The 12,094-nt window shown below is 61.7% G+C and carries 10 protein-coding genes; 9 read left to right on the top strand and 1 reads right to left on the bottom strand.

Going from position 1 to position 12,094, the window contains the following annotated elements; translation table 11 throughout:
* Positions 1-99 precede the first annotated feature (99 nt).
* Both ACDZ94_RS18515 and ACDZ94_RS18510 read left to right on the top strand, forming a co-directional pair.
* Entirely contained in the window at positions 100-1,206 is a 1,107-nt protein-coding gene (locus ACDZ94_RS18515; RefSeq protein ID WP_432750574.1) for an NADH:flavin oxidoreductase/NADH oxidase, read from the top strand.
* A 436-nt stretch (positions 1,207-1,642) separates the two neighbouring features.
* Complete coding sequence (locus tag ACDZ94_RS18510) at positions 1,643-1,828, top strand: hypothetical protein (protein WP_064451023.1); 186 nt, start codon at positions 1,643-1,645, stop codon at positions 1,826-1,828.
* A gap of 46 nt (positions 1,829-1,874) precedes the next feature.
* Here ACDZ94_RS18510 and ACDZ94_RS18505 read toward each other — a convergent pair whose 3' ends face one another.
* The gene (locus ACDZ94_RS18505) at positions 1,875-3,500 is read right to left on the bottom strand and encodes a glucan biosynthesis protein D (RefSeq protein ID WP_432750573.1); all 1,626 of its coding nucleotides are present in this window, start codon (positions 3,498-3,500) and stop codon (positions 1,875-1,877) included.
* Positions 3,501-3,832: 332 nt separating this feature from the next.
* Between ACDZ94_RS18505 and ACDZ94_RS18500 the strand changes: the two genes are divergently transcribed.
* The 7 genes from ACDZ94_RS18500 (at position 3,833) to ACDZ94_RS18470 (ending at position 12,064) form a co-directional block, all read left to right on the top strand.
* Entirely contained in the window at positions 3,833-4,543 is a 711-nt protein-coding gene (locus ACDZ94_RS18500) for a tellurite resistance TerB family protein (protein ID WP_432750572.1), read from the top strand.
* Positions 4,544-4,692: 149 nt separating this feature from the next.
* A complete protein-coding gene (locus ACDZ94_RS18495) occupies positions 4,693-6,315 on the top strand; it encodes a methyl-accepting chemotaxis protein (RefSeq protein WP_064451026.1) in 1,623 nt (540 codons plus the stop codon).
* Positions 6,315-6,827, top strand: a complete 513-nt coding sequence (locus ACDZ94_RS18490; RefSeq protein ID WP_064451027.1) for a chemotaxis protein CheW — start codon at positions 6,315-6,317, stop codon at positions 6,825-6,827. The genes ACDZ94_RS18495 and ACDZ94_RS18490 overlap by 1 nt, the downstream gene beginning before the upstream one ends.
* Positions 6,824-8,083 (top strand): CheR family methyltransferase, encoded by a 1,260-nt coding sequence (locus ACDZ94_RS18485; RefSeq protein WP_432750571.1) that lies wholly within the window; start codon positions 6,824-6,826, stop codon positions 8,081-8,083. The genes ACDZ94_RS18490 and ACDZ94_RS18485 overlap by 4 nt, the downstream gene beginning before the upstream one ends.
* Complete coding sequence (locus tag ACDZ94_RS18480; protein WP_432750570.1) at positions 8,080-8,781, top strand: chemotaxis protein CheW; 702 nt, start codon at positions 8,080-8,082, stop codon at positions 8,779-8,781. The genes ACDZ94_RS18485 and ACDZ94_RS18480 overlap by 4 nt, the downstream gene beginning before the upstream one ends.
* On the top strand, positions 8,778-11,057 hold the full coding sequence (locus tag ACDZ94_RS18475; protein WP_407017684.1) for a hybrid sensor histidine kinase/response regulator: 2,280 nt from the start codon (positions 8,778-8,780) through the stop codon (positions 11,055-11,057). The genes ACDZ94_RS18480 and ACDZ94_RS18475 overlap by 4 nt, the downstream gene beginning before the upstream one ends.
* Complete coding sequence (locus ACDZ94_RS18470; protein WP_432750569.1) at positions 11,054-12,064, top strand: chemotaxis response regulator protein-glutamate methylesterase; 1,011 nt, start codon at positions 11,054-11,056, stop codon at positions 12,062-12,064. The genes ACDZ94_RS18475 and ACDZ94_RS18470 overlap by 4 nt, the downstream gene beginning before the upstream one ends.
* The last annotated feature ends 30 nt before the right edge of the window (positions 12,065-12,094 follow it).

Here is a 12,094-nt window from a genome sequence, read left to right as displayed (position 1 = left end):
GGCTCCCGTTTTCCTTCTGAACCCTGTGCAAGCTACCGTTGTCGACTAGGCTCTAAGCACTGTTTGAAGAGTGCCCACAGAACCCAGAAGAGGTGCGTCATGAGTCAGCTGCTCGAACCCTACACCCTCCGCCAATTGACCCTGCTCAACCGGATTGCCGTCTCGCCGATGTGCCAGTATTCATCCGACGATGGCCTGGCCAATGACTGGCACCTGGTGCACCTGGGCAGTCGCGCCGTCGGCGGCGCCGGGCTGATTTTCACCGAAGCCACCGCCGTGACCGCCGATGGCCGCATCACCGCCCAGGACCTGGGCTTGTGGAACGACGCACAGATCGAGCCGTTGCAACGCATCACGCGCTTTATTGCCGCCCAAGGCGCGGTCGCGGGCATTCAATTGGCCCATGCGGGGCGCAAGGCCAGCACTCATCGGCCATGGATCGGCAAGCATGGCAGCGTCAAGCCGGAAGACGGCGGTTGGGTGCCGGTAGGCCCGTCGCCGATTGCCTTTGACCCCAATCACACCCAGCCCAAAGCGTTGGACGAAGGGCAGATCCAGAACGTGATTGGCGACTTTGTGGCCGCCGCCAAGCGTGCGTTGACCGCCGGTTTTGAAGTGGTGGAAATCCATGCCGCGCACGGTTATCTACTGCACCAATTCCTGTCGCCGATCAGCAACCAGCGTCAGGACCAATACGGTGGTTCGTTTGAAAATCGCATCCGCCTGGTGCTGGAAGTCACCAAGGCTGTGCGCGAGGTCTGGCCTCAAGAGCTGCCGCTGTTTGTACGCGTATCGGCCACTGATTGGGTTGAAGACGGCTGGAACCCTGATGAAACCGTGGAACTGGCGCGCCGCCTCAAAGACCTCGGCGTGGACCTGATCGACGTATCCTCCGGTGGCACTGCCGCCAATGCCGAAATCCCGGTAGGCCCCGGTTACCAGACGCGCTTTGCCGAGCGTGTGCGTAAAGAGTCGGGTATCGCGACCGGCACGGTCGGCATGATCACCGAACCAGCCCAGGCCGAGCATATCCTGCGCACCTGCCAGGCCGACATTATCTTCCTGGCCCGTGAGTTGTTGCGTGATCCGTATTGGCCGCTGCATGCCGACGACGACCTGGGCGGGCGCAAGGCGATTTGGCCAGCGCAATACCAACGGGCGACCCATCGCGATCAGCCGATTCATGAGTCTGATTTGAGGGACTGATCCTGCGCCTGTTTCATACAAACCCACCCTGAACCGGTGGGTTTTTTTGTGCTCGCAGGTCCCGCAAGCCCGATCCTTGGTCGCTGGAAATCAGCGGCAATCATGCGGCGGGATCTTACGTTAGCCCAGAGCGATATCCCGTTGTAGGCAACCGTCGCCCGCATGGAGCGGACCCCGACCTGTATGCGCAAGAGCCCCACGACATCCACCTGAACCGACCTCTGTGTGAGAAAGGGTTGTAGGTCTTTGTTACCGAAGAATTTTTTAAGTGAATGCTCTAAAAAAATCCCACACGTGACGAGATTGTTTCTACGCTTAGGGTAAGTCTGATTTCTGGCCCAGGGAGTCAGCCGGCTTGTCCCCGAAGGTATCGCGCCTCAAGGGAGTTGGGCGATGGGCACCCGAAGTATTTGACTGAAATCAGGAGTAACGGTCCATGACCAAATCCTATGGCGTAGCGAGTGCGGTGGCGTCTTTTCTGAGTCGCCGGATAGCCTTGCGGGGTCGAAGGTTGAGTTCGGATGAAAGGGAGCTGCTGGCGCAATATCGGGCGTTGACCGAAAGCGATCAAATGGCGATGCGGTATTTGATCGGGGCAATGAAGAGCGTGTCGCGGTTCTGAACCGCAGGAGGGAAGCGTTCCCACGCGTGCGTGGGAACGCGTTGTATCAGGTGTACTTGCGCTTGTCTGGCGCAGGCGGGAAGTACTGATACAGCCAGGTTTCACTCAACGTGCGGTCCTGCGTGCGGATAAACAGGCGTAATTCCACTGGCTCCACGCTGTCGCTGGTCGGGTACCAGTCGAACAGAATGCGATAGCCCTTGATGTTGTCGAGCACCAGCACGCTGAAATCTTTCACTTCACCGTGGGAACAGGTCACCACCGGCTCAATCCCGGTGCCGGCGGGCAGTCGGTCCAGGCCGCCACCTTTGAAGTCCACAGCAAACCGGCGTGCCCATACTTCGGGGTAGTGCTCGCCCGGTGCCCAGCCCTCGGTAAAGCCGCCCATGCCTGAGCGGGTGGCGTCAACTTGCGCCAGCGGGGTGCTTACCGGCGGCAGTGCGCTCCAGTACAGCTTGTAGCCATAGTTGAGCGAGTCGCCGGCGGCCACGGGTTTTTTCGGGGTCCAGAAGGCCACGATGTTATCCAGGGTTTCGCCGGTGGTGGGGATTTCCAGCAGGTCGATCGAGCCTTCGCCCCAGGCGGTGGTCGGTTCTACCCACAGGCTTGGGCGCTTGCTGTACCAGTCCACGGTGTCCTGGTAGCTGGCGAACTCATGGTCGGTCTGCACCAGGCCGAAGCCTTTCGGGTCGGTGTCGGCGAACGCGTTGAATTGCAGCTTGGCCGGGTTGTTCAGCGGGCGGCAGATCCACTCGCCGTTGCCGCGCCACATCGCCAGCCGATCCGAGTCGTGGATTTGCGGGTGGAGGGTGTCGCACATACGGCGCTCAACGGTGCCGCAGCTGAACATGCTGGTCATCGGCGCGATGCCCAACTGTTCAATGGTGGTGCGCGCATTGATATTTGCGTCGATGGCCATCACCACCTGGTTGGCCTGGCAGTCGATGTCGAAGCGGTAGGCGCCGGTGGCGCTCGGCGAGTCGAGCAGGGCGTAGACCACAAAACGCGTGGCGTCCTTGGCCGGGGTTTCGAACCAGAATTGCGTGAAGTCGGGGAATTCTTCGCGTTTTTTCGCGTAGGTATCAATTGCCAGGCCGCGTGCCGAAAGGCCGTACTGGCCGGTGGAATCCACCGCGCGGAAGTAGCTGGCGCCGAGGAAAGACAACACGTCATGGCGATCCAGTTCCGGCGCCTTGAACAGCTTGAAACCGGAGAAACCCAGGTCGCCAGTCAGCTGCTGGGTGTCGACCGTGGTCTTTGCATAGTTGAACAGCGACGGGCGGAAATGCACCTCGCGCGCTTCGCGGGTCTTGGGGTCGACGCTGTGCATGCGCACCGGCGTCTTGAAACCCATGCCGACGTGGAAGAATTGCACGTCGAGCTGGCCGTTCAGTTCCTTCCACAGCGAGTGGTTGCCGTCATAGCCGATGGCATTGAAATTCTGCGGGGTCATGGTCGCCAGCGTCGGCGGCAGCACCTGTTTGGTGTCTTTATACGCGGTGCCGGCGAGCTGCTTGGCCTGGGCTTTAAGCGTTTCAAAATCAAACGCCACGGCCTTGCCATCGGCGGCACGGTTCCCGGCCCAGGCCTGCGCGGCCAGCAGGCCAGAGGCCGACAAACCGGTATAAGCCGCAATGGCCATGGATGCTTTGAGCAAATTCCTGCGGTGCATAGAGACAACCTGTCGTGAGCAAATCCCGCGCCGTTCCTGGCACGTGCTGGATCAGAAATAACGGTTCGGACATGCCTTCGGCCAAACGCAACGGACTATAAACAGACGCCGGATAGCTTAAGCGGTTCGATGGATAAGGAAAATTGCTTGATGGCGAGGTAATGGCGTTGCGTGTGAAACAAGTTGTTTCTACGTGTGCGTGCGGAGTTGAGGGTCTGCCAGCCAGGCTGGCGGCGTTACATCTGGAAGCACTCTAGATCGCGGCTTTTTGGCACTTAGTTTTACGCTGGGGGCCTATTGGTCCTACGAACCCAAGTGTCTGGAGGCTGCGAATGAATACCCGTGGATTGCTCGACCAACTGCTCAAATCGGGCCAGGACATGTTGCAAAACAAGGCTGGTGGCCAGCGTAAATCGGACGACAAAGGTGCACTCGGCGGGCTGCTCGGCAGTGGCGGGCTGGGCAGTTTGCTCGGCGGTGCGGGTGGCGGGGCCCTGGCGGCCGGTGCCATGGGTTTGCTGCTGGGTAATAAGAAGGCCCGTAAATTTGGCGGCAAGGCGCTCACCTACGGTGGCCTGGCGGCATTGGGCGTGATTGCCTATAAGGCTTACGGCAATTGGCAGGCGCAGCAGGCCGGCGCGCCTCAAGGCGAACCGCAAACCATCGACCGCCTGCCACCGGCCCAGGTCGAGCAACACAGCCAGGGCATTCTTAAAGCGTTGGTCGCGGCGGCCAAGGCTGACGGGCATGTGGACGAGCGCGAACGCGCGTTGATCGAGGGCGAATTCACCAAGCTGGACAACGACCGCGAGCTGCAAACCTGGCTGCATGCCGAGCTGAATAAACCCCTCGACCCCGCCGACGTGGCCCGCGCAGCCGGCACCCCGGAAATGGCCGCCGAGATGTACATTGCCAGCGTGATGCTGGTTGACGAAGAAAACTTCATGGAAAAGGCCTATCTGGATGAGTTGGCGCGCCAGTTGAAACTCGAGCCCGGTCTAAAGGCCGAGCTGGAAAAACAGGTGCGCCAAGCCACCCTTTGACGCTCATCCAGCGTTATCAAACACCCCGGCCGAAGCAGCGGTTCGGGGTGTTTTTGCGTTCTGTATGCGGTGCATCAAAACCCATTGATTAATGAGGGCTTGCGCTCAGCTATACTCCCCGCATTTGAATGGCCCTTCGAGGAATTACTGTGAAGAACTGGACCTTGCGCCAACGGATCTTGGCTAGCTTTGCGGTCATTATCGCCATCATGTTGTTAATGGTTGTGGTCTCTTATTCACGGTTGTTGAAGATTGAGGCTGGCGAGACTGCGGTCCGTGATGACGCAGTGCCGGGGGTTTATCTCAGTTCGATGATCCGCAGCGCGTGGGTCGACAGTTACCTGCAAACCCTGGCGTTGCTTGGTCTGCGTGACGACAAGGGCCTGACCGACGCCGACAAGGCTGACTTCAAAGCCTTTGAAGGGCGCATCCAGACACAGATGGCCAACTACCAGCAAACCATCAACGGTCGCGATGACCAAGCCGAGTTCAATAAATTCGAATCCCTGCACCAGGCCTACAACAAGAGCCTGGCCACGGTGCTCGAGAGCCTGGCGCGCAATGATCTGGTCGCCGCGCGCAAAGAGTTCAATACCAACCTGACGCCTGCATGGACGGCAGGGCGATTGAAACTCAACGACATCATCACCGAAAACAAAGATGTCGCCGACCGTGCGACCACTGCCATTGATGACGCGGTAGCAGCCGCCAAGGTCAGCATGCTCGTGTCGTTGCTCTTGGCCATCCTCGCCGCCGGCCTGTGTGGCCTGCTGTTGATGCGCGCGATCATGGCGCCGATGCAACGCATCGTGGCGATCCTGGGCACCATGCGCGACGGCGACCTGAGCAAACGCCTGAACCTGGATCGCAAGGACGAATTCGGCGCCGTGGAAACCGGCTTCAACGACATGATGACCGAGCTGACGGCCCTGGTGTCCCAGGCCCAGCGTTCGTCGGTACAGGTGACCACCTCGGTCACCGAGATCGCCGCGACCTCCAAGCAGCAACAGGCCACCGCCACCGAAACAGCGGCAACTACCACCGAGATCGGCGCGACTTCACGCGAGATCGCCGCCACGTCCAAGGACTTGGTCCGCACCATGACCGAAGTCTCGACAGCCGCCGACCAGGCATCGGTCGCCGCCGGTTCCGGCCAGCAAGGCCTGGCGCGCATGGAAGAAACCATGCATTCGGTGATGGGCGCCGCCGACCTGGTCAACGCCAAGCTGGCGATCCTCAATGAGAAGGCCGGCAACATCAACCAGGTGGTGGTGACCATCGTCAAGGTGGCCGACCAGACCAACCTGCTGTCGCTCAATGCCGCCATCGAGGCCGAGAAGGCCGGTGAATACGGTCGTGGTTTTGCCGTGGTGGCCACTGAAGTGCGGCGCCTGGCCGACCAGACCGCCGTGGCCACGTATGACATCGAGCAGATGGTGCGCGAGATCCAGTCGGCAGTGTCGGCGGGCGTGATGGGCATGGACAAGTTCTCCGAAGAAGTCCGGCGCGGGATGTTCGAAGTGCAGCAAGTGGGCGAGCAACTGTCGCAAATCATCCATCAGGTGCAGGCCCTGGCGCCGCGGGTGTTGATGGTCAACGAAGGCATGCAGGCCCAGGCCACCGGTGCCGAGCAAATTAATCACGCGCTGGTGCAATTGGGCGATGCCAGCAGCCAGACCGTGGAGTCCCTGCGCCAGGCCAGCTTTGCCATTGATGAACTGAGCCAGGTTGCGGTCGGTCTGCGCAGCGGCGTCTCGCGTTTCAAAGTCTGATGAGCGACCTCGCGGCTAAACGCGGTGCCGTCCCGGCAGCGAAAAAAGCGTTGTTCCTGGTGTTCCACATCGGCGGTGAACGCTACGCGCTGAGGGCCACGGAAGTGGCCGAGGTGCTGCCACGCCTGCCGCTCAAACCGATTGCCCACGCGCCGCTGTGGGTGGCGGGGATCTTTGCTCATCGTGGGGCGTTGGTGCCTGTCATCGATCTGTGTGCCTTGACCTTCGGTACGCCGGCAAAGGCCCGCACCAGCACGCGCCTGGTGCTGGTCAATTACCAGCCGCAGCCGTGGGTCCAGGCGCGCTGGCTGGGGCTGATCCTCGAACAAGCCACCGACACCCTGCGTTGCGGGCTTGAGGAGTTCCAGCCTTATGGGCTGGACAACCGCGAGGCGCCTTACCTGGGGCTGGTGCGTGAAGATGCCTTGGGCTTGATGCAGTGGATTGGCGTCAACGAACTGCTTACCGAGCCTGTGCGCACCTTGCTGTTTTCCGCCGAGCTGAGCCTATGAGCAACGACCCGCGGTTCTTTGCCTTCTTGAAGGAGCGCATTGGCCTGGATGTCGCCTCGGTGGGTGAGGCGATTATCGAGCGCGCGGTGCGTCAACGTAGCCAGGCCGTGCAGGCGCAGACCGCCGAGGCTTACTGGCAGCACCTGCAAAGCTCCCATGATGAGCAGCAGGCGCTGATCGAAGCGGTGATCGTCCCCGAGACCTGGTTTTTCCGTTACCCCGAATCCTTTGCCACCCTGGCCCGCTTGGCCAAGGCACGCCTGGCCGAGATCAAGCACATGCGTGCCCTGCGCATTCTCAGCTTGCCGTGTTCCACCGGCGAAGAGCCGTATTCGATTGCCATGGCGTTACTGGATGCCGGGCTTGCGCCGCACCAATTCAAGGTGCAGGGCATGGATGTCAGCCCGCTGTCGGTGGAGCGCGCCAAACGTGGGGTGTATGGCAAGAATTCTTTTCGCGGCAGCGATATCGAGTTTCGTGAGCGCCATTTCACCGAAGAGGTCGACGGTTATCGCATCGCCGACCGGGTGCGTGAACAAGTCCGCCTGCAAGTCGGCAACCTGCTCGACCCTGCGTTGCTGGCCAATGAGCCGAGTTACGATTTCGTGTTCTGTCGCAACCTGCTGATCTACTTTGACCAGCCGACCCAGAAGCAAGTGTTCGACGTGCTCAAGGCCCTGACCCACGTGGACGGCGTGCTGTTTATCGGCCCGGCCGAAGGCAGCCTGCTGGGGCGCCATGGCATGCGCTCGATAGGCGTACCGCAATCCTTTGCGTTCAGCCGGCATGTCGAGCCGGTCAAGCCTGAGCCGGTCTTCGTACCGATGTCAGCGCCGGTGCCACAGCGCAGCGCAGCGCCGATTCCACCCAAGCCGCGACCGTTCAGCACAGTGAGTGCTCAGGTGGTGCCGATCAAGGCGCCACACACTGATACCGGCGACTTGCTCAGCCGGATCGCTACCCTGGCCAACGAAGGTAAAAGCGTTGAAGCGCGCGCCGCCTGTGAACAGTATTTGAGTAACCATCCGCCGGCCGCCCAAGTGTTTTACTGGCTGGGGCTGCTCAGCGATGTGGCCGGCAGCGCCCTGGAAGCCCAGGGGTATTATCGAAAAGCCTTGTACCTGGAACCGCAGCACCCGCAGGCCCTGATGCACCTGGCCGCGTTGCTCGAGTCCCAGGGCGACAGCGCGGGGGCGCGCCGGTTGCAGGCGCGTGCCGCCCGTAGCGAGCGAGCTGACAGTGAGTCCAAACGATGAGTAGCCCTGACGCACTCAATACCGCAGGCCTGGACCTGACCCTGGCCGACACCCAGGCCATCGACGACTGCTGGAACCGTATCGGCATCCATGGCGACAAGTCCTGCCCGCTGCTGGCCGAGCATATCCACTGCCGCAACTGCTCGGTGTACTCCGCCGCCGCCACGCGTTTGCTCGACCGTTACGCCTTGCAGCAGGACGACCAACGCCCGCAGGCGGCCGTTGAAGTCGCGAGTGATGTCGTCACTCGATCCCTGTTGATGTTCCGCCTCGGCGAAGAATGGCTGGGTATTGCAACCCGTTGCCTGGTGGAGGTGGCGCCGCTGCAAGCGATACATTCGCTGCCACATCAGCGTTCCCGCGCATTGCTCGGTGTGGCCAATGTACGCGGCGCGCTGGTGGCGTGTTTATCACTGGTGGAGTTGCTGGGGCTGGACCCCACCAGCAATGGTGCAACCGGCGGGCGTATCATGCCGCGCATGTTGATTATTGCCGCACAGGACGGCCCGGTGGTGGTGCCGGTGGATGAAGTCGACGGCATTCATGCCATCGACGAACGTACCTTGAAGGCGGCGTCGGCCTCCGGCACCCAGGCCAGTGCGCGTTTCACCCAGGGTGTGCTGCAGTGGAAAGGCCGCAGCCTGCGGTGGCTGGATGAGGCGCAATTGCTGTCCGCCGTGACCCGGAGCCTCACATGACCCCCGACCAGATGCGCGATGCCTCGCTGCTGGAACTGTTCAGCCTGGAAGCCGATGCGCAGACCCAGGTATTGAACGCCGGTTTGCTGGCCCTGGAGCGCAACCCGACCCAGGCCGATCAGCTGGAAGCCTGCATGCGCGCCGCGCATTCGCTCAAGGGCGCCGCGCGGATTGTCGGCGTGGACGCCGGGGTCAGCGTGGCTCACGTCATGGAGGATTGCCTGGTCAGCGCCCAGGAAAACCGCCTGTACCTGCAACCCGAACATATCGATGCGTTACTGCAAGGTACCGATCTGCTGATGCGTATCGCCACGCCCGGCAACGACGTGGGCCCCGCAGATATCGAGGCCTATGTGGCCCTGATGGAGCGCCTGCTCGATCCGTCGCAGCCGATTGCCAGGGTTGAACCTGCGCCAACGCCCAAGCCGGCACCCGCGCCTGTCCTCGAAGAGCTGCCACCGGAGATCGAGCCTGCGGCGTCGGCCACGCCTTCTGCGCCGCGCCAGAACAAACCCATGACCGAAGGCGGCGAGCGCGTGCTGCGGGTGACCGCCGAGCGCTTGAACAGCCTGTTGGACCTGTCCAGCAAATCGCTGGTGGAAACCCAGCGACTCAAGCCTTACCTGGCCAGCATGCAGCGCCTCAAACGCATTCAAAGCAATAGTGTGCGCGCCCTGGACACGCTGGATGGCCAACTCAAGGCTCTGGATTTAAGCCTTGAAGCTCAGGAGGCCCTGGCCGACACCCGCCGTCTTTTAAGCGAAGCCCAGGCCCTGCTGGCGGAAAAAACTGCCGAGCTGGATGAGTTCGGCTGGCAGGCCGGGCAGCGCGCCCAGGTGCTTTACGACACGGCGTTGGCCTGCCGCATGCGGCCGTTTGCCGATGTACTCGCCGGGCAGGTGCGCATGGTCCGCGACCTTGGCCGCAGCCTGGGCAAGCAGGTGCGCCTGGAGATCGAGGGCGAAAAGACCCAGGTCGACCGCGACGTGCTGGAAAAGCTCGAAGCGCCGCTCACCCACTTGCTGCGCAATGCTGTCGACCACGGTATCGAAATGCCCGAGCAGCGCATGCTCGCCGGTAAACCTGCTGAAGGCTTGATTCGCCTGCGAGCCTCCCACCAGGCGGGCCTGCTGGTGCTGGAGCTGAGTGACGACGGCAATGGCGTCGACCTTGAGCGCCTGCGCGGCACCATCGTCGACCGGCACCTGTCACCTTTGGAAACTGCCCTGCGCTTGAGCGAAGAGGAACTGCTGACGTTCCTGTTCCTGCCAGGGTTCAGCCTGCGCGACAAGGTCACCGAAGTATCCGGGCGTGGCGTCGGCCTGGACGCGGTGCAGCATATGGTTCGCCAACTGCGCGGCGCGGTGGTGCTGGAGCAGACGGCGGGGCAGGGCAGTCGCTTCCATCTGGAGGTGCCGTTGACTCTGTCGGTGGTGCGCAGCCTGGTGGTGGAGGTCGGTGAAGAAGCCTACGCATTCCCACTGGCCCACATCGAACGCATGTGCGACCTGGCGCCCGATGACATCGTGCAACTGGAAGGCCGTCAGCATTTCTGGCACGAAGGCCGGCATGTCGGCCTGGTTGCCGCCAGCCAGTTGTTGCAGCGCCCGCCGGGGCAGAGTAATGAAGAAACCTTGAAGGTAGTGGTGATCCGCGAGCGCGATGCGGTGTATGGCATTGCGGTGGAACGCTTTATCGGCGAGCGCACCCTGGTGGTGTTGCCGCTGGATGATCGCCTGGGCAAAGTCCAGGACATCTCCGCCGGGGCCTTGCTGGATGACGGCTCGGTGGTGTTGATCGTCGACGTCGAAGACATGCTGCGTTCGGTGGATAAATTGCTCAACACCGGCCGCCTGGAACGTATCGCCCGGCGCAGCCAACAGGCTGCCGAAGCACCGCGTAAACGGGTGCTGGTGGTGGACGACTCGCTCACTGTGCGAGAGCTGCAACGCAAATTATTACTTAATCGTGGTTATGAAGTGGCCGTAGCGGTCGATGGCATGGACGGCTGGAACGCGCTGCGTTCCGAAGACTTCGACTTGCTGATCACTGACATTGATATGCCTCGTATGGACGGGATCGAATTGGTCACACTCTTGCGCCGTGATAGTCGCCTGCAATCGTTGCCGGTGATGGTGGTCTCGTACAAGGATCGCGAAGAAGACCGGCGTCGTGGACTGGACGCCGGCGCCGACTATTATCTAGCTAAAGCCAGTTTCCATGACGACGCCTTGCTGGACGCCGTGATGGAACTGATTGGAGGCGCCCGGGCATGAGGATCGCGATCGTCAATGACATGCCCCTGGCGTTGGAAGCCTTGCGGCGCGCCTTGAGTCTTGAACCCGCGCACCAAGTGGTGTGGGTGGCCAACAATGGCCTTGAAGCCGTACAGCGTTGCGCCGAACTGACGCTGGACCTGATCCTGATGGACTTGATCATGCCGGTGATGGACGGCGTAGAAGCCACGCGGCAGATCATGGCCGAAACCCCGTGCCCGATCTTGATCGTCACCGTGGACCGTCAGGCCAATGTCAGCCGAGTGTTTGAAGCCATGGGCCATGGCGCGCTGGACGTGGTGGATACACCGGCGCTGGGCGTGGGCAACCCCAAGGATGCAGCGGCACCGTTGCTGCGCAAGATCCTCAACATTGGCTGGCTGGTCGGCCAGAGTGGCAGCCGCGTACGCGCCGAAACCGCGCCCCAGCGCTCCACCGGCAAACGCCGCAGCCTGGTGGCGATCGGGTCGTCGGCAGGCGGGCCGGCTGCCCTGGAAATCCTGCTCAAGGGTTTGCCCCGAGACTTTCCGGCGGCCATCGTGCTGGTGCAGCATGTGGACCAGGTGTTTGCCGCCGGCATGGCGGAGTGGCTGAGCAGCGCCTCCGGCCTGCCGGTGCGCCTGGCCCGTGAAGGCGAGCCGCCACAAGCCGGAACGGTGTTGCTGGCCGGCACCAATCACCACATTCGCCTGTTGAAAAATGGCACGCTAGCCTATACCGCAGAGCCGGTGAACGAGATCTACCGGCCGTCCATCGACGTGTTTTTCGAGAGCGTCGCCAGCCACTGGAACGGCGATGCCGTCGGCGTATTACTCACCGGCATGGGCCGCGACGGCGCCCAGGGGCTCAAGTTGTTGCGTGAACAAGGATATTTGACCATCGCCCAGGATCAACAAAGCTCGGCGGTGTATGGCATGCCCAAAGCGGCGGCGGCGATTGATGCTGCTGTTGAAATTCGCCCACTGGATAGAATTGCACCCCGATTGCTGGAGGTATTTGCAAAATGATCAGTATCTCCCGCTGCTGGCTTGCAGGTA

The organism is Pseudomonas sp. UBT (assembly GCF_050915955.1).
GTDB classification, from domain to species: domain Bacteria; phylum Pseudomonadota; class Gammaproteobacteria; order Pseudomonadales; family Pseudomonadaceae; genus Aquipseudomonas; species Aquipseudomonas antarctica_A.
This window is presented reverse-complemented; position numbering and strand designations above follow the sequence as displayed.

Coding starts and splice junctions, on each gene's coding strand:
- ACDZ94_RS18515 (WP_432750574.1), top strand. CDS start 100: ATGAGTCAGCTGCTCGAACCCTACACCCTCCGCCAATTGACCCTGCTC.
- ACDZ94_RS18510 (WP_064451023.1), top strand. CDS start 1,643: ATGACCAAATCCTATGGCGTAGCGAGTGCGGTGGCGTCTTTTCTGAGT.
- ACDZ94_RS18505 (WP_432750573.1), bottom strand. CDS start 3,500: ATGCACCGCAGGAATTTGCTCAAAGCATCCATGGCCATTGCGGCTTAT.
- ACDZ94_RS18500 (WP_432750572.1), top strand. CDS start 3,833: ATGAATACCCGTGGATTGCTCGACCAACTGCTCAAATCGGGCCAGGAC.
- ACDZ94_RS18490 (WP_064451027.1), top strand. CDS start 6,315: ATGAGCGACCTCGCGGCTAAACGCGGTGCCGTCCCGGCAGCGAAAAAA.
- ACDZ94_RS18485 (WP_432750571.1), top strand. CDS start 6,824: ATGAGCAACGACCCGCGGTTCTTTGCCTTCTTGAAGGAGCGCATTGGC.
- ACDZ94_RS18480 (WP_432750570.1), top strand. CDS start 8,080: ATGAGTAGCCCTGACGCACTCAATACCGCAGGCCTGGACCTGACCCTG.
- ACDZ94_RS18475 (WP_407017684.1), top strand. CDS start 8,778: ATGACCCCCGACCAGATGCGCGATGCCTCGCTGCTGGAACTGTTCAGC.
- ACDZ94_RS18470 (WP_432750569.1), top strand. CDS start 11,054: ATGAGGATCGCGATCGTCAATGACATGCCCCTGGCGTTGGAAGCCTTG.